The organism is Methylophaga sp., from assembly GCF_030651745.1.
In genome coordinates this window covers 1-23,229 of the sequence record NZ_JAUSCC010000039.1, presented here as the reverse complement: position 1 = coordinate 23,229, position 23,229 = coordinate 1, and the positions used below count along the sequence as shown (strand labels likewise).

Genomic DNA, 23,229 nt, shown 5'->3' with positions numbered 1-23,229 from the left:
GGGTGAAGCACACATTTTGACTTAACCAAGGATCAGCTGAATGTCCACTCTAAAACCACCTTATCCCCCAATAACATCCAAAGCACTAAGGCCTAACTATCTTAATCTGTCGAACCGCAATGCTCTGCTGAGCATGGCATTGGCAACTGGCATAGCCCTCAGCGGCAACAGCTTTGCTGACGTATCAGCACTCAATACCACTGAAATTAAAACCTACCATATCCCCGCAGGTCCATTAGGACGCACCTTATCCAATTTTGCTGTCAGTGCAGGGATCCCACTGTCATTTGATTCCGCTCTCACCGACGGATTAACCAGCCCAAGTATTTCTGGCGAATATTCAGAAAAGCAGGTTTTGGAAATGTTGCTGGCTGGAAGTGGATTGACGTTTTCCCAAAGAGCAGATGGCAGTTTCACACTAAATAAAACACAGTCACAGTCCATCAATAACCAAATTGAATTACCTGCAGTGATCGTTTCAGGCGAAAAAATGAATCGTAGACTACAGGACACATTATCCAGTGTGGCGGTATTTGGTCAGCAAGATATAAGGGATCACGCCGATCAGGATCTGCAAAATATTATGGCCAGAACTCCAGGTATTTATACGCAATCGGGAAATGAAAACTGGGGGATTCGTGGTGTACCAGTTTCAGGATTTGATTCCCAAGGGGCAGGCACGATGAATGGTGCAATAACTGTGTTTGTGGATGGCGCTGCCCAGACTCACCGGCTGGTCACCATGAATCCTCTAAGATTATGGGATGTGGAACAAGTTGAGGTTTACCGTGGAGCACAATCTACCACCCAAGGACGAAATTCACTGGCTGGAGCCGTGGTATTAAAAACCAATGATCCAACTTTTCAACCGGAGTTTTCTGCTCAAACCAATTTCGGCAGCTACGGTGAACAAGGCGTTTCATTCGTTGCCAATAACACGATTGTGGACAATCTTCTGGCAGGCCGTTTGGCTGTTGATTATCAAACAATGGATGGTTATATCAAGAATGAAACCCTCGACAGAGATGGGGATGCTCAACGTGCGGTCAATATTCGTGGGAAATTGTTGTTCCAACCCACAGAAAAAATGGATTTGCTGTTAACGATGGACCGTACAGAGCAAAAGAGGGGGGCGAATACCGTCAGTGCAGAAAATGGTAAACCACAGTATTACGACCATTTTCTTAATACCGCTGAAAGAGATGCTCTGGACCAAAATACCGCCTCGGCCAAACTGGATTATTACCTGTCGGATAACTGGACATTTACCAGTTTATCCAGTGGAACCTGGTCTAACTATAGCTCTCTATTGGACTTTGATCAGACCGTCACACTTGAGCGAGAAGCTGTTCGCAAACATAAACAGGATCTGTTAAGCCAGGAATTTCGTTTCACTTATGAAAGTGAACGCTTAATGGGGTTCGTTGGTCTCTATTACGCTAAGCACAGTAACGATATTGATGATCGGGTTAATCTCAACCTAAGTGGGTTTAATGATCCAGCGCTGATATCACAAGGCGATATCGTCATACGTAATCAAGCCATTTTCGGTGAAGTGAACTGGGAGTTTATTGATAACTGGACCTGGATCACCGGTATGCGTTTGGATCACGAAAAAAACAACACCAAGTTTCAGTATGTTGACCCTTTAGGCTTGGCGACCGTTGAATCGGCCAATGAAAATAACTCATTCACTGAGCTATTGCCAAAAGTTGGTCTCAGTCATCGGCTGAGTCAAAATCATCTTATCGGCTTAACTTGGCAAAAAGGTTATCGTGGTGGTGGTGTCGATTTGAGCACCTCAACAGCCCACCGCCCTTATGATCCGGAATACACCAGTACCTATGAGTTGGCTTGGCGTGGCAGTTGGTTACAAAATCGCTTGAATACCAATCTCAATATTTATCACACCGATTGGAAAGATCAGCAGGTTGAAATCTCAGATGAACTTGGAATTGCCACGGTAGCGAATGCTGCAAAATCCAGACTGAAGGGTTTAGAGCTTTCAGCAGACTATCTGGTGAATAGTGCCTTCACTGTCTTTGCCGGAGCTTCCTATAACCATACTGAATATCTTGATTTTAATATGGATGGTCAGGATCTGAGTGGACAAAAATTTCCCTATGCACCGAGGTATAAAGCCTCACTTGGTGGCAGTTATCGTTTTGTTAACGGATTAAGGCTTAGCAGCGATATTGTCTATCAGTCGGAGAGTATTACGCTGGCTTATGACTCTGGTATTGCCTCGGAGCGAAACAACGACTGTGTGACGTTGGTGAATCTCAATGGAGAGTATCCATTATCGAAAAATATCACCGTTTCAGCTTTCGTCAGAAATCTGCTGGATCGTGAGTATATAACCAATAATCAGAGCAATAATTTTCTGGATGTTGGTGCTCCTAGAACATTTGGTATTGCTTTAAGAGCTGAAATGTAAAAAAACGTCACGATGTTAGTACTGTTTACGCAGCGCTCATTCTGGCTGCTATTGCATCGTTGGATTGGCATTTTTATTCTGCTGTTTGTTGTTATAGCCGGTCTGACAGGATCGGCTATTGCTTTCTGGCGAGCGATTGATAACTGGCTAAATCCAGCCTGGTATCAGGTCGCGGTTGGAGACAACTCTCAATCATTGAACGAGTTGTCAGAGCAGGTTTTGCTCACTTATCCAACGGCTATGGTTCATGGGATTATTCTGGCCAGAGATAGTGCATCCAGCGTGATTTTTTATCTGGCAGGTGAAACTTCGGGAATCGATGAGGTATTTATAGATCCTTATACCGGTCATATCCTCGGTCACAGGGATATCGAACGAACCAGTCTTGCTCGAAGCCACTTAATGCCATTTATTTATCGGTTTCATTACAGTTTAGGCTTGGGTGCGTTTGGTAAATATTTATTGGGTTTTACCACTGTTTTATGGCTGCTGGTCACGCTGATTGGCGTTTGGCTTGCCTGGCCTAAAAAAAGCAAATGGCGTAAGGCGCTAAGCATTAAATGGACTGCAGGTTCCTCCAGACTCATGTTCGATTTGCATCGTGCATCAGGCCTGATTTTTTCGGCATTGTTTGTCGTTATCTTATGGACAGGTCTGTGGTGGAATATGGATGTTGTGATTCGTCCAGCTATCGCAAAAATTTTGCCCATGACTCCTCCATTTCCTGCAACCTTTTCGCAGTCTGAGTTTGCAGTCGATAAAGGTTTTGATTTAGCGATTGAAGCTGCCTTGCAAGTGCGTCCAGATACCGAGGCTTATTACCTGAGAAATCATCACGATAAAAACCTATATACGGTGTATCTGAGGGAAAAAGGCTCTGCCGGACCCTATGGCAATATCTTTGTTTTTGTCGGTCAGGGTGGATCAGTGTTGCATGTAGACGAACCGCAAAATAATTTATCGGGAGATAGCTACGCTGCATGGCAATTGCCATTACACACTGGCCAATTTCTCGGCGTCTCAGGACGAATCATATGGATGATTGCAGGATTCATCCCATTGTTATTAGCGATTACTGGTGTGGTGCTGTGGCTTAGAAAGTTGCGGCTTAAAAATGCCAAGAGAAAGCTTAGTTGAGTTTAATTAGCGTGACTCGTCAAAGTGAGCAGAACATTAATAGAGATTTGAAATGATAAGGCCTCTACACCTTGGGTATAGAGGCCTTAATGAATCTAGTTAAAGCCCCAACGCACTGATTTCAATACGAGCCGCCGTTCCATACAGTTTGGAGGCATCACCATCCACATCACCTTCGGGAGCAATGGTTGGCCAGAGATCGGTAAGTTCAGCTAAATAGCCTTCCACTTGTTTAACGGTATTGGCAGATTCTTTACGGGTTGCTTTGGGCAGTTGTTCCAGGCGGCGTTTGGCGATTTGAGTAAAACCGTAAGCATCCTGATATTCATGCAGATTAATGAGTTTGCCGTTTTCAACGCCCAGTGCATATTCTTCAGCAGCTGTTTCAATCAGTTCATTGATGCTCAGCAATACATTTTTTAAGTCGACTTTAACCAACGCTTCGGCAGCTTTGATACCTGACTCCAGTTGTTCATAGGCTTTGTCGACTTCTGCTTGAGGAGCTTTATTGGTGACTTTATCCGCAAGGCTACTCAGTGCATCGTCAAAGCGCTCGCCACCACGATATTCGATTGATGGAACCAGACCCGCATACAGTTCATCGCGTGGATGTTTCATATGGGTGATGGCCATATCTACCTGACCTTGTTTGTACAGTTCATACCCCACCAGCAAATGACCGCGAATAAGTCCTAAACGGGTTAAAAACGCCACATCATTGGTTTTCAGATCGGTCTCGGTGACGCCTCCACCTTCACCCTCGCCAGTCGCTGCCATAACCATATTGTCAGTGGCGGAATGCATATCATGCGACATATCTGCGGCGGAGGCATTCAGGCTGATACCGCTGGCTAATGCAACGCCAATGCTTAACCATTTTTTACGATTTTCTTGCATAGTCTGTCTCTCTGAGTGGGGGTATGATAAGTTACTTACTTTGCCATAAATGAGAAGCATTCTCAATATGATCCTGCATCTTTCACAGTGTTTATCTGCAATTGATCTAGACGCTATCAAAGCATCCATCAAGGATGTCCCGTTTCATGACGGACAGAGCACGGCTGGCCGGGCTGCCATTCAGGTAAAACATAATCAGCAGGCCGATATGGTGGAAGTTGGTGGTGTTTTAAAACTGGTTGAGCAACGCCTGCTGGCCAATGATTTATTTTTGCAGGCAGCACATCCAAAACAGTTCGTCCGTTTGCTGTTAAGTCGTTATCAGCCCGGCATGCGTTACGGCACCCATGTCGATGAAGCGCTGATCAATAATCAACGCACCGATATTTCGTTTACCTTGTTTTTGTCGGATAAAACCGATTATCAAGGCGGTGAACTGGTGTTGGAAGACAGCAGCGGCGAACGTAGCTGGAAACTGGATGCCGGTGATTTATTGTTATATCCCTCAACCTATTTACACCGGGTCAATGAAGTCACTGAGGGTGAACGCTTGGTCATTGTCGGTTGGGTGACCAGCCGGGTACGAGACCCGAATCAACGTGAAATCCTGTTTGATATGGAGCAGTCATTACGCGAAGAATTCAATCAAAACGGCAAGACAGCCCAATATGATCGACTCTCGAGAGTACGTAATAATCTGCTACGACAATGGTTGGATCGTTAACTCATCACTAGCAATTATTGTTTTTCCAATTAATTGCTCTCAAAAGATAATTATCATAGAATGCAACTGCGAATCATTATCATTAGCGGTTGAGAATAATTTCTATGAATGCGCCATTGCCTTCACCTTCGACGGAAAGTCTGGAAAAACTTTATCAAAACAACTTCAGCTGGCTGCAAAACTGGTTACGCGAGCGGTTGAATTGCTCGCATCAAGCTGCAGACTTGGCGCAGGATACCTTTGTAAGATTGCTAACAGCGCCGGATTTCAGTGGCAAAGTCGAGTCTATACGTGAGCCCCGCAGTTATCTGGTGACTGTGGCCAAGCGTGTGATGATTGATCATTTCCGTCGACGGACCATTGAGCAATCGTATTTGCAGGCTTTAATACAGCAACCAGAGCAAGAAGGCATTTCGTCAGAACAAAGCTTGATTTTGCTGGAAACGCTGTATCGAATTGATGCGATGCTGGATGGAGTTGGGGCAAAAGTGAAAAGAGCATTTTTAATGTCTCAGCTCAAAGGTATGACCTACCGGGAAATTGCTGAGGAAATGAGCTTGTCAGAAAGCTCGGTGAAAAAATATATGGCAAAAGCCACGCAGCACTGCCTGATGTTCTCAATATATGAGCAGTTAGATGCATGATCGCCGCGTCAGCAAATATCACACCGCAACAACAAAAAGCGTTAAAGGATGCTGCCCAGTGGCATGTGGAGCTCAGCGCAGAATCCGTTACTGAAAAACATCGTCGAGCCTGGCAACAGTGGTTGATTGAGCAGGCTGAAAATCAATGGGCCTGGCAACAGCTGGAGAAATTGCAGCAGAAACTTAAAGGGCTGCCCGGAGATTTGGCCTTTGATTCCCTCAATAGTGACGAAGAAAAGCCAGTTGCCAATCCCCGTAGAAACATACTGAAAAGCATTGCCGGGCTTGGAGTCATCTCTTCTTCGAGTTGGTTAGCCTGGCAGTATTCTCCTGCCAGTTTGATGCTGGCAGATCATTACACTCACACCGGAGAAGTAAGACAGCTGACCTTGGCCGATGGCTCTATGGTAACGCTCAACAGTGCGTCGGCAATCAATGTTGAATTTTCTCCGACAGAGCGCAGATTGCACCTTAAACAAGGTGAGATCATGATTTCTACCAGCTCTAACCAAGATATCAGGCCCTTTTACGTTCAAACTGAACAAGGTTTGTTAAAACCTTTGGGCACTCGTTTTTCCGTTCATCAACAATCGGATAAAACGGTACTGAAGGTCTTCCAGCATCAAGTCAAAGTCAGCTTACCGGACAAACAACAGATGATCTGTTCGGCGGGAAATAAACTGACTTTTAGTCATAATCAATTTCAGCCGCTGACCACTCTCGCCGAAGGTGAAGATGCGTGGCTGCAGCAAAAGCTGGTCATTAACGATATGCCGCTGGATCAGTTTCTCAATCAACTTAGCCGTTATCGACCCGGCATTATTCGTGTTGAACCCGAACTCGCCAAATACCATATCAGTGGCACTTTTGATGTCACCAATACCGATCAGGCGTTAATGGCGGTGAGTCGACTGTTTCCGGTTGCCGTGACTTTCCGCAGTCGTTATTGGGTTTCAGTTCACCCTGCATAATCCCAAACTTATACCTTTTTAGAAGTTGCTTCGTCTTTGTGGGTAACCCATTAACTTGCGTTATTCATACAAGAGGACTTATGCAAACTAATCTATCGACACCCCAAAAAACGCCTATTGTTCGTGCTATCCAACGGATCTCAGGTTCCAGCAGGCAATTGTTGTTATGCAGTGCGTTATTAATGCCGGTCAGTGTGTATTCGACAATGACCATGGCCGAGACGGTCACCCAAAGCTATTCCATTCAGGCTGGTGAGTTAGGCAGTGTGTTAAATCGTTTTGCCAGTCAGGCAGGAGTGAATATTTATTTTGATGCTGCGTTAACCCGTGGCCTGCAAAGTTCAGGACTGACAGGCGACCATTCAGTGGATTCCGCTTTACAGCAGCTCTTGCAAGGCACTAACTTACAAGTGGTGAAAACCGCTGCTGATAGCTATCAATTGCAACAAAGCGCTTCAGCCAATACTACAGAAGTTGATAGCGTAACTTTGGCACCGGTACAGGTTAATGCCACTGGCATAGGTAGTAATACCGAAGGCACTAATTCCTACACTACCGGATCGATGAATACCGCGACGCGACTGGGTTTATCTATTCGTGAAACACCACAGTCTGTATCAGTGGTTACCCGGCAAATGATTGATGATATGCAGCTGGAGTCGCTGACCGATGTCGTTAATACGGTGACCGGTGTTACGGCAAAGTCTTTCGATAGTTCTCGATTTGGCTTTTCGGCTCGTGGTTTTGATATTGATAATTATCAAATAGATGGTGTTCCAACCACTTGGACATCTGGCTGGGCGGCGGGTGAGTCACAAATGGATACGGTAATTTATGACCGTGTTGAGGTAGTCCGTGGTGCCAGTGGTTTGATTTCCGGGGCAGGTAACCCTTCCGCGGCAATTAATCTGGTACGTAAAAAAGCCGATAGCAAAGAGTTTACCGGGCATGCTTCTGTTAGTGCGGGCAGCTGGGATCGCTATCAAGGTACGGTCGATATTTCTACGCCACTTAATGAAGCCGGAACAGTACGTGGTCGAGTGGTTGGTAGTTATTTGGATGAGCGTTCATTTATCGATTTGCTGGAAAATGAAAAAACCGTGTTTTATGGCACTTTAGCGGCTGATATCACAGACAACACCTTAATGAATATCGGTATTAGCCAACAACAAAATAAACCTACAGGCTCAACCTGGGGTGGTTTACCAACCTGGTTTAGTGATGGCGGTAGAACAGACTGGTCTCGTTCAAAAACCACGGCAGCCGACTGGACGGAGTGGAGTTCAACCCATACCAACTATTTTGCCAATGTTGAGCATGTATTTGATTCTGGCTTAAAACTTTATGCCGGATATACCAAAAACATCAATGAAGCCGATTTAAGGTTGGTATATCTGTCCGGGGCACCAGACAGGACAACGGGCTTTGGTATGTCTGCCAGCCCGACTTGGTACGATGTGGAAAGAGAGCAGGACAATATTGATATTTATGGATCCCTGCCTTTCGATTTTGCCGGCAAAAGTCATGAACTGACGGTGGGTTTTTTACACAGTAAACAGGATTTAATTACCGATAACCGGCCACGAGTCGCCACAGCACCAGGAAGCTTTTACGAATGGGACGGTTCATATTCTGAGCCTGAGTGGGGTGAAAAAACCACCTACACCACCCAAAAAACCAAACAGGTTGGCGGTTATGCCGTTGCTCGGCTGACACTTGCCGATCCGCTGAAATTGATCCTGGGTAGTCGTATTACCAACTGGGAAATGGAAGGCATGAAATGGAATGGTGATCGCTATAACTTTGATCATCATCAGGTTGTCACGCCTTATGCTGGTTTGATCTATGAGATTAATGATATCTATTCGGCTTATGTCAGTTATACCGATATCTTTAATCCACAGGATTATCAGGATCTCAATGGCAATTACCTTGATCCATTGGAAGGTGAAAACTATGAAGCGGGCATCAAGGCTGAATATCTGCAAGGCCGGGTCAATGCAATGGTTTCAGTTTTCCGTATTGAGCAGGACAATCTGGCACAGGCCGATGTCGGTAATTTGATCCCCGGCACTATTAATCAGGCTTACTACGCTGCAGAAGGCACTACCAGTAAAGGGTTTGAGGCAGAAATATCTGGCGCTATTACCGATAATTGGAATTTGATGGTGGGCTGGTCACAGTTCCAAGCCGAAGATGCCGACGGTACAGCTGTGAATACTCGTCATCCACGTCGAACAGCAACCTTGTTTACTAGCTATCGGTTGGATCAATTAACCTTGGGTGGTGGCGTCAACTGGGAAAGCTCTAACTACACAATGGCTACTAATCCATTAGGTCAGGTCGAAAAGTTAAAGCAGGATAGTTATGCGATTGTCAGGTTGATGGCTAAATATCAGGTAACACCGGCATTAAGTGCCCAGCTGAATATCAATAACCTGTTTGACGAAAAGTATTACACCAATATCGGTTTTTACAGTCAGTTAGCCTATGGTGCACCACGTAACGCCAATCTGACATTGAAATATGATTTCTAATTAAGATAGAAAATCATAAAGATCAAAAAGGCCCTGCCAGTTTTTTCTGACAGGGCCTTTTTATTGTCTGTGCTACTAAGTACCGCAACTTTAACCAAGGCTAAAGTCATCGTGTTGATGGAATTGGTAATCTGGTTTAGTCAATTCTTAAGCTATTAATAGGAGGTTCATTATGACTGCCGAATGGACAGATAAAGATGAACGTCAATATGAGCATATTAAAGATCAGCAGGAAAAAAGCGGCAAAAAGACCGATAAAGCCGAAGAGATTGCCGCTCGTACGGTGAATAAACAACGGCGTCAGGAAGGGCGCACGCCATCGAAGACCACACAAGGAACTGGCAACCCTAATTCTTCTTTGGAATCGCGTACTAAGCAGGAATTGTATAATCGGGCCAGCCAATTAAACATCAAGGGACGTAGCAAAATGAGTAAGTCGGAATTGGTAGCCGCTATTCGGAACAACTAAGGCCTATTAATCTTACTGCTGGCGATATATCGATTAATCGCATTGCTCCCACATAGGCTGAAGCTGACAATTCACAGCATCCGTTTCAGTTTCTGATTCAGAGCGAGATTCAGATTTAGCGTTTTTATCTTGTGTAGGTGATGCCTTCGCATCGGTTTCCCGGCCAAAATCACTTTCAAAGGCGTTGACAAATGCATTTTGCATAATAGAAAGAAACGCCTGCCAAGCACTGACATCAGGCTGATCGAGATCGCCACGGATTTCAATTTGGGTGGCAATGCGGTCTCTGGGTTTATTACGGAATATCTGACCAAAAGCAGCGACTATCGCGTGCCAGGCAGCATTGAAAATGCCTTCTTCAAGATCTTTTTCCAAATCAAAAATTTCGACATTATCCAAAACGGGTTTGGCATAACCGGTTAATTGAGAATCCTCAGCTTGCAACTCCATTACAAAATCGCCGTTACCGGATTTGAAATTGAAATTGCCATAGGCCTCAGAAACATCATTGAGTTTAATCAGTTCGATGCCGGTGATTTTAAGGTTGAGCTCAAAATTATGAAAATCGCCCAAGGGATCGAGATGCCCGTTCATCGTGGCGTTGGCGTTATCAAATAATAGTCCCTGCACATCAAAATTGGCGTATTCAAGCCCTTCACTACGATCAGCGTTGCTCAGATTATTAATTTCACCATTGAGTTGATGGAATACCAGATGGACCGGCGGATCAGAGGTGAAGTTATGGAAATGAATTTCACCATCTAGGATATTTAATTGATCTATCTGTAATGGAATGATGTCCTGTACTGTCTGCCGCCAGGTGGATTCTTCATCCGGTTTGTCTTCAGATCCATCATCGATCAGATGCAGTTCGGCATCTATTAAATCAACATTGGCGACAACTTTACCTTTAAATAAAGATTTCCAGCTTACTGATGTATCTATGGTCTCGGCTTTAAAAAATACTACGGAAGGTTGGTCTTTTTGGGTGATTTCAAGCTGATCAACAGAATAGGCGCCACGCCACAGATGAATATCGACATCAGCAATTTCGCCTTGATAGTTATCCATATTGGCCAGCTTGTCGTTCAAATAGTCTTTAACTATTGAAGGCAATTGCATACGCAGAATGATTAAAGCGACAGCGAGTAAAACCAGGATAATCAGTGTGTAGGAATAGCGTCTGGCGACCATGGCGATCTCCCTATTAAGAAGTTTTATAGCAATCACAACCAATATCACCCGCTTGATCATTCAAACGGGTGATACAAATCAGCACGTTATTTCAATGTACAAACTAACTAGCCGGCACGCTGCCAAAAACGAAGATCACGACAATTTTTGGTAAATTTGTCGGTGGTTTTGTCATTACTCAACTTCAGACAGCCTTCATCCAGCATTTCACTTATACCGGCTTTTTCCAGAAGTGACATAGCGTCATCTGCATAGCCGATAAATTTCTTGTGATTGAAAGCATCCATTACAAACGTTATGGCTTGAGGGATCTCAGCCAGTTTTTTGCCACCATCTTTGCTGGGCAAAATCACAACTGCATCAAACAATACCGAAGGGGCACCATCGACTTTCTCATCCACAGTGATTGTTTTGCCGGCGCTGCTTTTGATTTCACCACTATGTGGTGCAATTACTTCAAACATTGCTCCTTCGGCTTTAAGTGACTTCTCAAGCGATTTGAATATGTCTGCATCGAATCCATCGGTCATTAATACGCCAACTTTGCGACCTTTGAAACTTTCAGGACCATTCTTGAGAATGCTCAACTTATCTGAGGCTGGCAAATCATCACGTGTTGGCATTGCTGCATCAGCCGGTTTTGGCAACGGATCGATACCCAGTTTCTCGGCCACTTTCTCGGCCAATTGTTGATCAATATTCAACAGATGACTGACCATGCGTTTACGGATGGCTGGTGTTTTGACTTTGCTGAGTTCAAACGAAAACGCATTGATAATATGCTGTTGCTCAATCTCCGTTTGACTGATGAAAAACTGTCTGGCTTGGCTGTAGTGATCAGCAAAAGTTTCAGAACGTTCACGGACTTTTGGTCCTGATACATCTTCAGGATAACTTTCAAAGCCTCTCGCCGGATCTTCACGAGGACCACCTTCTTCTTCACCCCAGCTATTGGGCTCATAGTTGGCTCGGCCGGTTGGATTGTGCATCGCCATATGTCCATCTTGCTGGAAATGATGCATCGGGCATTTTGGCGCATTGATTGGAATGTGAGTGAAATTAGGCCCACCGAGTCGTTTTAGCTGGGTATCGAGATAGGAAAAGTTTCTGCCTTGCAGCAAGGGATCATTAGAATGATCGATACCTTTAACGATATTTTGGGTACAAAAAGCGACCTGTTCGGTTTCGGCAAAAAAGTTACTTACCACTCGATCGAGCACTAAGCGGCCAACTACACGAATCGGAACCTGTTCTTCAGGGATCAGTTTGGTAGCATCCAACACATCAAACTCAAATTTATCAGCAAATTCATCATCAAAAATCTGCAGTCCCAGTTCCCATTCAGGGTAGTCACCCTGACTGATAGCGTTCCATAAATCACGACGGTGAAAATCTGGATCGGCCCCGTTGATTTTTAACGCTTCATCCCATAAAACTGACTGCATGCCCAGTTTCGGTTTCCAGTGAAATTTTACAAACTGGGCTTTGCCATTTTTATCAATCAGTCGAAAACTGTGAACGCCAAAGCCTTCCATAAACCGAAATGAGCGTGGAATCGTACGATCTGACATTTGCCACATCAGCATATGCATGCTTTCCGGCATCAATGACGCAAAATCCCAAAAATTATCATGGGCGGATTGCGCCTGAGGAAATCCACTATCGGGTTCTTCCTTGACGGCGTGAACCAGATCAGGAAATTTCATTGCATCCTGAATAAAAAACACAGGGATGTTATTACCAACAATGTCCCAGTTGCCTTCTTTGGTATACAGTTTGACGGCAAAACCGCGAACATCACGCGCCAGATCAGCTGAACCTTTACTGCCAGCTACGGTTGAAAAACGTACAAAGGCAGGGGTTCTTTCGCCTTTACGTTGGAAAATATCAGCAGAGGTGACGTCTGCTAAAGACTCGGTGGTTTCAAAATAACCGTGAGCACCAAAGCCACGAGCATGCACCACCCGTTCTGGTATACGCTCATGATCAAAATGGAACAGCTTTTCACGAAGAATATGATCTTCCATTAAGGTCGGACCACGTGCTCCGGCTTTTAAAGAATTCTGATCGTCAGCAATCGGACCGCCTTGCTGGGTAGTGAGTATTGAGGTATCAGCGGTTTTTTGTTGATGGGTTTCTCCACCATGACCTCGGTTTATTTTCGGATCGGTTTTATCCATGACTTATCCTTAGATTGCGGTGAATAGAGGGAGAGTGATTTGTGAAAAAATCAAAATCTATTCTGCGCCGGGCTCAGCTAATCGCATTAACCTGAGTAAAGAGAACTGCATCACAGAATGCTTGTGTATTGCGAGCCGCTGGTTGCTGGCTTAAAAAGAATTTTTCATGGATAAATAACTAACTAACGGATAGGTAAATGGCACCAACCCTTAATCATAAACAGAAGCCTGGTGGGGTTAGGCTTTGTAATCCGGAAAAATGGCTTTGCGAATAATGGCATGTACGCCTAGATTGCCATCTACTACTTGGGTAATACCAAAATCCACGGCTACGGAAATCAGAGAAATGGCTTCATCTTCGCTTAGCTGGTGTTCTTTCATTAAATAGTGACGAGCTTTTCGGAAGGCATCGCGCATGGCGGCTTCCATCGATGAATTTTTATATACCTGAGTCTGGGCGTTAGGCCCCAGCTCTGCCTGATAGTCTGAAAAGCTCATGCCTTGCAATACCCATTCATCCGGGGTTTCCAGAAACGGATGACTGAGGCCATCCATAAAACTGCCTTTTAGATCCCGTTGTTTGTGTAAAACCAACTGAAATACACCGGTTAATGAACACTCGATAGCGGTGCCGCATAACTCTGAATCACCTTGAGAAGCATGGGGATCACCAACCGAAAACAGTGCTCCAGCGGTGGCTACCGGCAGGAATAATTTACTGCCTTTACCTGCACGCCAATTATCCATATTGCCGCCAAAATAACTTGGCGGAATCGAATCAACTAAACCAGCTTCACGTGGAGCAACGGCCATCACCCCAAAATGTGGTCGTACCGGAATCGTCGCCTTTTCGAGTATGCCGAATTGCTTATCGATACTGGAATGGTCAACCACTATGCCGGGGTAATCAATGGTCGGGTGCACAATGCCATAAGGATCTGTTTGTGGTGTCCAACGAAAGTTATAGAGGGCTTTGGCATGTGGCGGGTGGGTGTGTTGATGCACTTCGTAAACGGTGACGACTTCGCGTTTTTTGGGTTCGGTGAGCAGATCGTCATATTGAAAGCCCCACCAGGTAGCGGCATTGCTGCCAAAATGTTTGCCTTGATGCTCCGGGCTGCAGCTGGTCCGGGGTTGAATATCCAGTATGCGTATTTCCAGCACATCGCCGGGTTCGGCATCGGTGACATAAACAGGGCCAGTACAGATATGTACGCCAAAACCTTCTCCGGCACCCCGGCCAAAAATGCTGGCATCCATCGGACCAGCACCACGCCGATCTACGTTTTTGGCATTATGCGTCCAGTGGAAAACACTTTGTGCACCTGGGTCGCCATCAATCATCCGTTCACAGTCATCACTGGCATGCTGGGACAAGGTTTCGATGGTCACAATATCGCCGGAGCGGATGGTTAACACCGGTTTGATCTCATTGCTGAAATAGCCCCAGTGAACGGTTTTATCCGACACTGGCAGATAATATTGCCGTGGTGTAGGTAGCGGATCCGGATCCTGTGAGTACGACACGCGTTTGGGTGCAAGCCGCAGTGAAAGGGCGTAGCGAGCATGATCGTCTAGCACTTCCTGAAAGGGCCTGCGGCGTTTCTGTAAATCGTCATCCAGGTGTGCTTCGACTGGAGCGCTAATGGATGAACGGGAAGAAGGGGAGGTTTGTGGGCAACCACGTCTCAGCTGTTCATGCAGATCCTGCGGCGGAGCAGCGCGATAGCTTTTTGGTGACATGCCCATGTACTGCGAAAAAGTACGGCTGAAGTTCGCTGCGTCATTAAATCCCCAGCGGTAACATAACTGGGCAATACTGAACTGCGCCAATGCCGGGTTGGCCAAATCGATACAGCAGTGTTGGATCCGCCGACTCTTCAGATACTCGCTGAAGGTCGTACCACTGTTCTTGAACAGTTTTTGTAAGTAGCGGGCTGATAATCCTTCCTGGCTGGCGATCTGTTCGATATTTAACTCCGGATCGTCAAGCCGTGCATCCACGGAACGACAAACACGGCGTAAGTGAGCCAGTTGCACGTCTGTGGCATCGTCATTTTCTTCTGAGTGCTTATGTGAAAGACAGGCTACCAGCAACTCGGCCAGTGTGGCTTCCAGTGCGGGCAGCTCATTGCGCTCCATATGTTGCAGTTGATCGGTCAGCGATTGCAGCATGTTCAGGCATAAAGCGCCTATACCTTGCTGAGTACTGATGCGATTGGCTTGCTGTCGACCGGTACGCACCAGCCTGAGCAGAAAGCTGGAGGATTCTAGCTTGATAAACAGGATTCTAAAACGGGTTTGCAGCGCCAGTTGCCAGGATTGGCTTGGGTCCAGCAGCATGATGTCGCCCGAACTTAGCTTGACGGTTTGATCGGCATCCAGCACCTGTGCGGTGCCTTCAAGCAAAGCGAGCACCAATACAGTGCCCTGTAAGGGTTGAGTTGCTTTGCTGGCAACAGGTGACAGAATTTGTGGTGCGGCAGTCAGTTGAACAAATACTGAGTTGCGTGCCGATATGGACAGCGCCATATGGCCACTGTCATTTGGCGTATCAATGCCTGTGGCATGGCTCGCCAGTCCGAGCCTGGAAAGTATTTCATTCCAGGCTGGCTGGCGTAGCTCTGCCGGTATAGCACTGGCAGAAAAGCGTTTCAGGTCAGTCACGATGGTGTCTTATTCCTTGAATACTGAAACTTCTTTTCGCAAGTGTTATGCCAGAACCCTCAACCCTCAACCCTCAACCCTCAACCCTTACCTCGCGCCGGGAACATGGATTTTTTCAGGATCGCATGCACGCCCCAGTTGCCATCCACAACCTGCGTAATGCCAAAGTCGACCGCCACTGACATCAGCGACATGGCTTCGTCTTCATCCAAAGCTTGAGTGGTCATCAAGAAGTGACGCATCTTACGATAGGCATCGCGCATAGCCTGATCAACCGAAGATTTGCTGTAGATATCGTCTTGCGCATTAGGGCCCAGCTCGGCCAGATAATTGGCATAACTGAATCCATGTAAAACCCAGTCATCCTGCGTTTCCAGCAATGGATAATTCAGCTCCGCCAGTGGCGTTCCCGGTAAATCGGCTTTTTTGTGCAGGATGAACTGGAAAGTGCCGGTTAATGAACACTCAATAGCAGTGCCACACAATTCTGAATCGCCTTGGGAGGCGTGCGGATCGCCAACCGAGAACATGCCGCCATCAACAGCGACAGGGAAGTAAATCTTTGCTCCCTTGCCAATCCGCCAGTTATCAATATTGCCACCGGTATAGTTGGGCGGGATCGAGTTCACCATATCGGCTTCGGCCGGTGCGACACCAATGGTGCCAAAGTGTGGCCGGATCGGAATGCGAATATCGCGCAGGATATTTTCTTTTTTGGTGATGGTGCTGTGATCCACCGGTACACCGGGATAGTCGATAGTGGGATGTACTACGCCGAATGGATCGGTTTGTGGTGTCCAGCGATAGTTATAAATGGCTTTGGCCCAGTTACGTTCACCGGTGGCGTCGACTTCATAGATGGTGACGACTTCACGCTGTTTCGGTTCGGTCAGCATATCTCCATAGTGAAAACCCCACCAGGCGGCGGCATTACTACCAAAGGTTTTACCTTTGTAATTCGGGTTGCCACTGGGTCTGGGTGTCACATCGGCAATACGTACTTCAAGAATATCGCCCGGTTGAGCACCTTTGATGCGTACCGGTCCAGTACAGATATGTACTCCGGCACCACCACCAGCTCCAATCTTGGCATCCATTGGACCGGCACCACGCCGGTCGACACCTTTGCGTTTGGCATCCCAATAAAAAATGCTTTCCGCACCGGGGTCACCTTTCACCATGCGTTCGGCATCATCATTGGCGTGATGAGTGAGGGTTTCCATGGTGACAAAGTCGCCAGACTCAATTTCAATGGTAGGTTTGGCGATTTTGCTGAAGTAACCCCACATAACGGTTTCCGGTGTGGCGGGGATGTAATAGTGCATTGGACCTGGCGCGTCAGGATCAACAGTGCCAGTGGCGCCAGCTGCAGCGAAACTCATAGGTGACATGGTCACGCCCATGGCGCCTAATGAGGCGGCTCCACCGCCAACAAAAGCGTTACGAATAAAAGATCGTCTTGCCGTATCAAACTCTTCAACAACGTCTTTTTTATTTTCTGCTGTGATGCCGTGTGTACAACCTGGTGTGCAAATATGCTCTGTCATAATGATTCCCCTCGGATAACTACTAGATGTCGGAGGTGCCACGGCAGTGCGGCACGTGTAGCTATTATGTTCTGTGGAATAGCATTTCTTCTTGTCGGCTGGCGCACTAATTCTTGTCGATGGCATGGCTTTCGGCGTTATCACATTCTGAAAAAGCTTTTATAAAACCAAGTGATTTAACGGTTAATCCTTAACCGGAAGAATATAGAGACTTGTTAATTGCGAATGCAAACGATAATCTATCGCATTAGTGAGGTGTTCTCATGCCTCTTGTATCACCCAATGAAAGATAAAGATTTTCTGGCCGGCTGCACTGTCGCTGGTGCCGTAAAGCTATCGATCAATGAAGATTTTGCTCGCGATAAAAACATTTGTATGGAATACCCCAATATGACCTTGTCTTACCCTGGCCGAATAGTGTCGCTGGTGCTGGCCGCTACCTTTGGTGGCTACTTGCTGACTTCTGCAGTGATGATTTTAATTGCCGCTGTTCTGCCCTTATCTCGTGCTGACGCGGTTATCACCAGTGCACTATTGAGCTTTGCTGTATACACCGCTGTGATTATCTGGGTATTTGCCGTTAAAAATGCCAAGCGTGCCTGGGGCGGATTGCTATTGGGGACACTGATTATTGGTGGATCCGGCTTACTGTTGACGGAGTGGCTGCGATGACTCAAGTATCACAAACCAGTACTGAAGAACTGGGAGGTTTTCGTCAGGCTATGGCCTGGCTGCATACCTGGGGTGGATTGGTTGCCAGCTGGGTTTTATTTGCCATTTTTCTGACAGGCACCATTTGCGTATTTGATGATGCCATCACTCGCTGGATGAATCCTGAAAGAGTTCAGGTTGGTGAATTTGATCCACAGGCCAGTACTCAGCAGCAACGTCTGGAGTTGGTCAGCAAAGGTGAAGCCTATCTGCGAGATATTGCCCCGCAAAGCCATCTCTGGAGGATACGCCTACCCAGTGAAGCTGACCCGGCTATTGGTCTTTCCTGGGAAGATGAATACGATGAATTCCAGCAAGTTCGGTTACATCCGGTCACCGGTGAATTATTAACACCACAGCAGGAGCGTGAAACCGAGGGCGGCCATCACTTCGTGCATATGCATTTTGAGTTTCATGCCGGTATGGCCGGGATCTGGATGGTGGGATTCTTTACCATGATCATGCTGGTGGCATTGGTCAGCGGCATCATCATTCATAAACGTATTTTTAAGGACTTCTTTACTTTCCGCTCCGGCAAAGGCCAGCGTAGTTGGCTGGATGCGCATAATGCATCATCCGTTTTATCGCTGCCATTTCAATTAATGATTGCCTACACCGGACTGATCATTTTTGTATCTATATATATGCCTGCTGGAGTCATGGCCAATTACGATAGCCCACGAACGTTCTTTGCTGAGGTGTTTAATCAGCCTGAACATCGTCCTGAAACCGGAATTGAAGCTGATGTATATCCATTAACAGAATTATTCGAAAAAGCTGAAGCCCACCTGGAAAAGCCGGCTGGTTTCATCAGTGTGGAACATCCAGGCGACAGTAGTGCGGTAGCCAAAATATTCGGCGTGTTTGAAGCGGAAAAAAATGCCGGACGATTATTATTTTTAAGCCAGGGGCAGGTCATTCTGGATGCTGTTACTGGTGAATTGCTGCATATCGAAGCGCCGGATATGTTTGATAAAAGTAATGCCTTTGCCGCCCAGCGCATTATGCGGACCTTACATTTTGCCAATTTTGGTGGTTATACCGTGCGTTGGCTCTATTTCATTCTCGGTATGGCCGGTACTGTGATGATGGCTACCGGTGCCATTCTCTTTATGGTGAAACGTCGCCAAAGATCTCTGAATGAATTTGGTGCGCAGACACCAAAAGTTTACCGTGTTATTGAAGTGCTCAATATCAGTGCCATCAGTGGCTTGATGGTGGCTTGTGTGGCTTTTTTCTGGGTGAATCGACTGTTGCCTTTAGAGGTCACTGGCCGAGCTGGCTGGGAAATCAAACTGTTCTTTTTTATCTGGCTGGGTAGTTTGCTGCATGCTGCGTTAAGACCTGCATCCCGTGCCTGGATAGAGCAATTAGTCGCTTTTGTCGTTTTATGTTTATTGCTGCCAGTGATGAACTGGCTGACAACGGGTCAGCATTTAATCGTCTATCTCATGCAGGGGGATTGGGTGAATGTTGCCTTTGAATTAACGGTTCTGCTGTTCGGCGTGTTGGGTATTTTCACCGTCAAAATACTCAAACGCAAACAACAAAAAACCGTAATTGAAGCTTCCAGAATTTATAAGCCAAAATCGGAGGCAGCGTAATGCAGATGTTGCTGATGATGCTGCTTGGAACCGCATTGTGTTATGCCGGTATGACCGGACTGAGTCTGGCGATGCCACGGCATTATTCGCAACTCAATGCGGCTAAATTATCTTACGGTGACAACCGTTTGTTGCGGTTGGTCTCAATCGCCGTGCTGATATTTTCCTTATGGCCGGTGATCAGTGTGTGGGGCATTGTGGTAGGCATTGTGGTCTGGCTGGGATTGTTATCAGTGGCCGCCGTGATCCTGGTCAGTTTATTGGCATATTGGCCGCGCTTTGCAGCGGCGAAAGCGTTAGTTCTGGCGTTTATCGGCTTATCCAGCTGTATCGTTTTGTGGCTAATCTGAGCTCATTGTATGGTCGGGGGAGATACGATGAAAAAATTTAGACTGGATACGATCTTAAGTATTACAGCGATTATTGGGTTGCTGATTAATCTGGCTTTGAATCTGTATGCCTATTTGCATATTGACCCAGTTTCATCCTCGCCGTTAGAGGAAGGCTGGTGGTCGGTCTGGTTGCCAAGTTATCTGGTATGGATGATGTTTTTAACCATCGCGTCATTTATCGGCGTTAATCGTAAAGATTAATTCTGATCTTCGGTGGTTTCCTGCTCTTGATCATTTTCTTGATCTTCTTATGATTCAGATGGTTCAGCGTTTTCCTGTATTTCAGTACTCTCCTGATCTTCAGGAGTTTCCGATTGTTCTGCGTTGTCCTGACTTCCGGTTATCTCCTGAATAAACGATGGCACTAAACGCTCGTAGAGGCTTTCTTGTTCATCAGTATTTTCTAGCTCCAAGGTTTCATCAGGTTCTTCCGTGTTTTCTTGCTCTTCGGGTGATTCCTGCAGGAACGGTGTTGTAAGGCGGTCAAACAGACTTTCCTGCTCTTCGACGCTGGCTTCCACGGTAAAACGCTTGATACCGATTAGTTGTCCGGAATCCGTCACCACTTTGACCTGCCATTTACCTATCGGATCTTTGGGAAAATTCAATTTTTGGGTCCAGGCCCGATAGCCTTGTTCACTGCCACCTTCTATATTCAAAGTGATCCGATCGACTTGCTTGCCGTTGTGCATCCAGATGTGATGGATTTTTTCCTGTAAGCCGCGCGGCGCGCGGATAGCTGTCCAGGCATATATGCCGTCACGTTTCAGGCTTGCAACATCAAGGCGATCAATGTGAATGCTGTGGGTACGTTGCTGACGATCAACCTGTTGTACCAGATTAAATTCGGTTAATCGCAAAGCTGCCGGAGGCACCAGGCTTGGTACTTGCCATAAGCCAGCGGCTAAAGCGGCCAACATTAAACCCATTAAAGGCCGACGCCACCAGCGACCATTGGCAACAAATTTTACTAAACTTGGCAGGCTGAACAGCAGTGAAATAATCAATGCCCAAGCCAGACTTTGACCGGTTGTCAGCTGTAACAATATCGGTAACGCCACCAATAGCACGGCAAATAATGCCAGAGAATGAAAGATAACAAACAGTGAACGGCGCGGGGCCAGCTGTTTGTAATACAGCGGATCAATAACCGATATCAACGCACATAAAATCAGTAATCCGGTAAACCCGGCCTGAGTGTGATTCCAGGTGGTGACGGCAATAAAAAACGGTAAGGCAAAAAACAGGCTTTCCTGATGGACTAACTGCGTCAGGTAATGCATTAAAGCTGGCGGTATATTGAGGCCGAAGCGCTTTTTGAAACTTTCACGTAGCCAGTTTTCCAATACCAGAAACACCCAGCTCACCAACATGACGATGGCAATGACCTGTGCCAAAGATTCTTTACGTTCGACTAAAAAATAGCTGGCAACACCTGATGCAAAACCCACTGAAGCAATCAGCCATGGCCAGCGTTTCGCTAATTCAATCAGCGCCAATATAAAGGATTTTAATGAGGCCATTTGGATCAACAGGCCCTACCGTAAAAATGCAAAATAACGATCATTAATACACTTTCGCGTAAGGCTTTAAGACTGTTCAGGCTCAAGCCTGATTACAGTTCATTGCGTGCGATTTGAATAGCTTTTTTAACCTGCTCAGGAGCCGTTCCACCGAGATGATTGCGAGCTGCTACAGAGCCCTCAAGCGTTAATACCGCAAACACGTCTTCACCAATCTGATCGCTGAATTGCTGTAACTCCTGCAGCGTCAGTTCTGACAGGTCTTTTTTATGTTTAATCGCATACGCCACCGACAATCCCACTACTTCATGTGCATCACGGAAAGCCACGCCTTTACGCACCAGATAATCTGCCAGATCGGTGGCAGTGGCATAACCTTTCAGCGCAGCCAGACGCATATTGTCTTTTTTGACGGTGATCACAGCCAGCATATCGGCATAAACCCGTAATGAACCGAGCAAGGTATCAATGGTGTCGAACAACGGTTCTTTGTCTTCCTGGTTATCTTTGTTGTATGCCAAAGGCTGGTTTTTCATCAACGTCAGCAGATTAAACAGATTGCCATAAACCCGGCTGGTTTTACCCCGAACTAATTCAGGTACATCGGGATTTTTCTTTTGCGGCATGATGGATGAGCCAGTACAGAACGCATCACCCAGATCAACAAAATCAAACTGGGCGGAAGACCAGATGATCAGTTCTTCAGAAAAGCGCGATAAATGCATCATCAGTAATGATGCGAAGCTATTAAATTCAATGGCAAAATCGCGATCACTGACGGCATCCAGTGAGTTGCGGCAAATACGTTCAAAGCCAAGCAGTTCAGCCGTGTATTCACGATCAATCGGAAAGGTTGTACCGGCCAGTGCTGCTGCACCCAATGGCAGACTGTTGACCCGTTTAGTGCAATCATCCAGACGTTCCAGATCACGGGTCAGCATTTCAAACCAGGCCAGCATATGGTGGCCAAAGGTCACAGGCTGCGCCGTTTGCAGATGAGTAAAGCCAGGCATGATGGTATCGAATTCACGTTCGGCAACATCCAGCAGAGTGGAACGCAGGCGTTGTAATTCGCTACGGATCGGCACAATCATATCGCGCAGATACAAACGTACATCGGTTGCCACCTGATCATTGCGAGAGCGACCTGTATGCAGTTTTTTACCGACTTCACCAATCAGTTTAATCAGTCTGGATTCGATATTCATATGCACATCTTCCTGTGCAATCGACCATTCAAACTGATCGTTATCGATTTCGCTCTCAATCTGCTGTAAACCGGTGATGATTTGATCACGTTCTTTTGCCGTTAGCACGTCAACTTTGCACAGCATGGTGGCATGGGCGATAGAACCCTGAATATCCTGCCGATACACGCGTTTATCAAATGTGACAGAAGCAGTGAATTCCTCAACAAACTTATTGGTTGGTTGGGTAAGACGGGCAGAAGAGAGCTTTTTATCGGATGCGGTCATGGCACGGGCCTGTGATTGCTGGCAGAAAAAGACGGCATTATAACGCGGCTGTTCGTGGATCCGCAGGGGAAAATGTTAGAATCGAACACACTATCAATTATTAACTGGTGTTTGTTTCAT

The 23,229-nt window shown here is 46.3% G+C and carries 18 protein-coding genes; 11 read left to right on the top strand and 7 right to left on the bottom strand.

The annotated features are described in order from the left end of the window. Window positions 1–40 precede the first annotated feature (40 nt). Both Q7V21_RS04165 and Q7V21_RS04160 read left to right on the top strand, forming a co-directional pair. Window positions 41–2,437 (top strand): TonB-dependent receptor, encoded by a 2,397-nt coding sequence (locus Q7V21_RS04165; protein WP_304916071.1) that lies wholly within the window; start codon window positions 41–43, stop codon window positions 2,435–2,437. Between the two features lie 12 nt (window positions 2,438–2,449). Then, the gene (locus Q7V21_RS04160) at window positions 2,450–3,574 is read left to right on the top strand and encodes a PepSY domain-containing protein (RefSeq protein WP_304916070.1); all 1,125 of its coding nucleotides are present in this window, start codon (window positions 2,450–2,452) and stop codon (window positions 3,572–3,574) included. A gap of 99 nt (window positions 3,575–3,673) precedes the next feature. Here the strand turns inward: Q7V21_RS04160 and Q7V21_RS04155 are convergent, their stop codons facing one another. Further along, the gene (locus tag Q7V21_RS04155; RefSeq protein ID WP_304916069.1) at window positions 3,674–4,471 is read right to left on the bottom strand and encodes a hypothetical protein; all 798 of its coding nucleotides are present in this window, start codon (window positions 4,469–4,471) and stop codon (window positions 3,674–3,676) included. 49 nt (window positions 4,472–4,520) lie between these two features. Here Q7V21_RS04155 and Q7V21_RS04150 point away from each other — a divergent pair, with 49 nt between their 5' ends. The 5 genes from Q7V21_RS04150 to Q7V21_RS04130 all read left to right on the top strand — a co-directional run bounded on the left by Q7V21_RS04150 (window position 4,521) and on the right by Q7V21_RS04130 (window position 9,816). Beyond that, complete coding sequence (locus tag Q7V21_RS04150) at window positions 4,521–5,195, top strand: Fe2+-dependent dioxygenase (protein ID WP_304916068.1); 675 nt, start codon at window positions 4,521–4,523, stop codon at window positions 5,193–5,195. 104 nt (window positions 5,196–5,299) lie between these two features. Then, window positions 5,300–5,839 (top strand): sigma-70 family RNA polymerase sigma factor, encoded by a 540-nt coding sequence (locus Q7V21_RS04145; RefSeq protein ID WP_304916067.1) that lies wholly within the window; start codon window positions 5,300–5,302, stop codon window positions 5,837–5,839. After that, complete coding sequence (locus Q7V21_RS04140) at window positions 5,836–6,810, top strand: FecR domain-containing protein (RefSeq protein ID WP_304916066.1); 975 nt, start codon at window positions 5,836–5,838, stop codon at window positions 6,808–6,810. The genes Q7V21_RS04145 and Q7V21_RS04140 overlap by 4 nt, the downstream gene beginning before the upstream one ends. Before the next feature lie 80 nt (window positions 6,811–6,890). Continuing rightward, window positions 6,891–9,347 carry a TonB-dependent receptor gene (locus tag Q7V21_RS04135; protein ID WP_304916065.1) on the top strand — a complete coding sequence of 819 codons (2,457 nt, stop codon included), beginning with the start codon at window positions 6,891–6,893 and terminating at the stop codon, window positions 9,345–9,347. A 172-nt stretch (window positions 9,348–9,519) separates the two neighbouring features. Then, window positions 9,520–9,816 (top strand): Rho termination factor N-terminal domain-containing protein, encoded by a 297-nt coding sequence (locus tag Q7V21_RS04130; RefSeq protein WP_304916064.1) that lies wholly within the window; start codon window positions 9,520–9,522, stop codon window positions 9,814–9,816. 33 nt (window positions 9,817–9,849) lie between these two features. On the opposite strand, the gene Q7V21_RS04125 is transcribed toward Q7V21_RS04130, so the two are convergent. The 4 genes from Q7V21_RS04125 to Q7V21_RS04110 form a co-directional block, all read right to left on the bottom strand. After that, window positions 9,850–11,010 carry a DUF748 domain-containing protein gene (locus Q7V21_RS04125; protein ID WP_304916063.1) on the bottom strand — a complete coding sequence of 387 codons (1,161 nt, stop codon included), beginning with the start codon at window positions 11,008–11,010 and terminating at the stop codon, window positions 9,850–9,852. 107 nt (window positions 11,011–11,117) lie between these two features. Beyond that, window positions 11,118–13,190: a catalase gene (locus tag Q7V21_RS04120; RefSeq protein ID WP_304916062.1), complete on the bottom strand. Its 2,073-nt coding sequence runs from the start codon at window positions 13,188–13,190 to the stop codon at window positions 11,118–11,120. A 237-nt stretch (window positions 13,191–13,427) separates the two neighbouring features. Next, the gene (locus Q7V21_RS04115) at window positions 13,428–15,857 is read right to left on the bottom strand and encodes an acetamidase/formamidase family protein (protein ID WP_304916061.1); all 2,430 of its coding nucleotides are present in this window, start codon (window positions 15,855–15,857) and stop codon (window positions 13,428–13,430) included. Window positions 15,858–15,937: 80 nt separating this feature from the next. Then, the gene (locus Q7V21_RS04110) at window positions 15,938–17,404 is read right to left on the bottom strand and encodes an acetamidase/formamidase family protein (RefSeq protein WP_304916060.1); all 1,467 of its coding nucleotides are present in this window, start codon (window positions 17,402–17,404) and stop codon (window positions 15,938–15,940) included. Between the two features lie 282 nt (window positions 17,405–17,686). Here Q7V21_RS04110 and Q7V21_RS04105 point away from each other — a divergent pair, with 282 nt between their 5' ends. Genes Q7V21_RS04105 through Q7V21_RS04090 form a run of 4 tightly spaced genes read left to right on the top strand, consistent with a single transcriptional unit; the run spans window position 17,687 to window position 20,312 of the window. Further along, a complete protein-coding gene (locus tag Q7V21_RS04105) occupies window positions 17,687–18,076 on the top strand; it encodes a hypothetical protein (protein WP_304916059.1) in 390 nt (129 codons plus the stop codon). After that, the gene (locus Q7V21_RS04100) at window positions 18,073–19,719 is read left to right on the top strand and encodes a PepSY domain-containing protein (protein ID WP_304916058.1); all 1,647 of its coding nucleotides are present in this window, start codon (window positions 18,073–18,075) and stop codon (window positions 19,717–19,719) included. The genes Q7V21_RS04105 and Q7V21_RS04100 overlap by 4 nt, the downstream gene beginning before the upstream one ends. Next, on the top strand, window positions 19,719–20,069 hold the full coding sequence (locus tag Q7V21_RS04095) for a DUF3325 domain-containing protein (protein ID WP_304916057.1): 351 nt from the start codon (window positions 19,719–19,721) through the stop codon (window positions 20,067–20,069). The genes Q7V21_RS04100 and Q7V21_RS04095 overlap by 1 nt, the downstream gene beginning before the upstream one ends. A gap of 27 nt (window positions 20,070–20,096) precedes the next feature. Next, a complete protein-coding gene (locus Q7V21_RS04090; RefSeq protein WP_304916056.1) occupies window positions 20,097–20,312 on the top strand; it encodes a hypothetical protein in 216 nt (71 codons plus the stop codon). A gap of 47 nt (window positions 20,313–20,359) precedes the next feature. On the opposite strand, the gene Q7V21_RS04085 is transcribed toward Q7V21_RS04090, so the two are convergent. Together Q7V21_RS04085 and argH are read right to left on the bottom strand one after the other, a co-directional pair. Then, window positions 20,360–21,634 carry a DUF5924 family protein gene (locus Q7V21_RS04085; protein WP_304916055.1) on the bottom strand — a complete coding sequence of 425 codons (1,275 nt, stop codon included), beginning with the start codon at window positions 21,632–21,634 and terminating at the stop codon, window positions 20,360–20,362. A 92-nt stretch (window positions 21,635–21,726) separates the two neighbouring features. Continuing rightward, window positions 21,727–23,109, bottom strand: a complete 1,383-nt coding sequence (argH, locus tag Q7V21_RS04080) for an argininosuccinate lyase (protein WP_304916054.1) — start codon at window positions 23,107–23,109, stop codon at window positions 21,727–21,729. Window positions 23,110–23,229: the final 120 nt, after the last annotated feature.

What these genes read in the sequence shown, in the direction of transcription:
- Q7V21_RS04165 (WP_304916071.1), top strand. Translation starts at nt 41, where the DNA reads ATGTCCACTCTAAAACCACCTTATCCCCCAATAACATCCAAAGCACTA.
- Q7V21_RS04160 (WP_304916070.1), top strand. Translation starts at nt 2,450, where the DNA reads ATGTTAGTACTGTTTACGCAGCGCTCATTCTGGCTGCTATTGCATCGT.
- Q7V21_RS04155 (WP_304916069.1), bottom strand. Translation starts at nt 4,471, where the DNA reads ATGCAAGAAAATCGTAAAAAATGGTTAAGCATTGGCGTTGCATTAGCC.
- Q7V21_RS04150 (WP_304916068.1), top strand. Translation starts at nt 4,521, where the DNA reads ATGAGAAGCATTCTCAATATGATCCTGCATCTTTCACAGTGTTTATCT.
- Q7V21_RS04145 (WP_304916067.1), top strand. Translation starts at nt 5,300, where the DNA reads ATGAATGCGCCATTGCCTTCACCTTCGACGGAAAGTCTGGAAAAACTT.
- Q7V21_RS04140 (WP_304916066.1), top strand. Translation starts at nt 5,836, where the DNA reads ATGATCGCCGCGTCAGCAAATATCACACCGCAACAACAAAAAGCGTTA.
- Q7V21_RS04135 (WP_304916065.1), top strand. Translation starts at nt 6,891, where the DNA reads ATGCAAACTAATCTATCGACACCCCAAAAAACGCCTATTGTTCGTGCT.
- Q7V21_RS04130 (WP_304916064.1), top strand. Translation starts at nt 9,520, where the DNA reads ATGACTGCCGAATGGACAGATAAAGATGAACGTCAATATGAGCATATT.
- Q7V21_RS04125 (WP_304916063.1), bottom strand. Translation starts at nt 11,010, where the DNA reads ATGGTCGCCAGACGCTATTCCTACACACTGATTATCCTGGTTTTACTC.
- Q7V21_RS04120 (WP_304916062.1), bottom strand. Translation starts at nt 13,190, where the DNA reads ATGGATAAAACCGATCCGAAAATAAACCGAGGTCATGGTGGAGAAACC.
- Q7V21_RS04110 (WP_304916060.1), bottom strand. Translation starts at nt 17,404, where the DNA reads ATGACAGAGCATATTTGCACACCAGGTTGTACACACGGCATCACAGCA.
- Q7V21_RS04105 (WP_304916059.1), top strand. Translation starts at nt 17,687, where the DNA reads ATGAAAGATAAAGATTTTCTGGCCGGCTGCACTGTCGCTGGTGCCGTA.
- Q7V21_RS04100 (WP_304916058.1), top strand. Translation starts at nt 18,073, where the DNA reads ATGACTCAAGTATCACAAACCAGTACTGAAGAACTGGGAGGTTTTCGT.
- Q7V21_RS04095 (WP_304916057.1), top strand. Translation starts at nt 19,719, where the DNA reads ATGCAGATGTTGCTGATGATGCTGCTTGGAACCGCATTGTGTTATGCC.
- Q7V21_RS04090 (WP_304916056.1), top strand. Translation starts at nt 20,097, where the DNA reads ATGAAAAAATTTAGACTGGATACGATCTTAAGTATTACAGCGATTATT.
- Q7V21_RS04085 (WP_304916055.1), bottom strand. Translation starts at nt 21,634, where the DNA reads ATGGCCTCATTAAAATCCTTTATATTGGCGCTGATTGAATTAGCGAAA.
- argH (WP_304916054.1), bottom strand. Translation starts at nt 23,109, where the DNA reads ATGACCGCATCCGATAAAAAGCTCTCTTCTGCCCGTCTTACCCAACCA.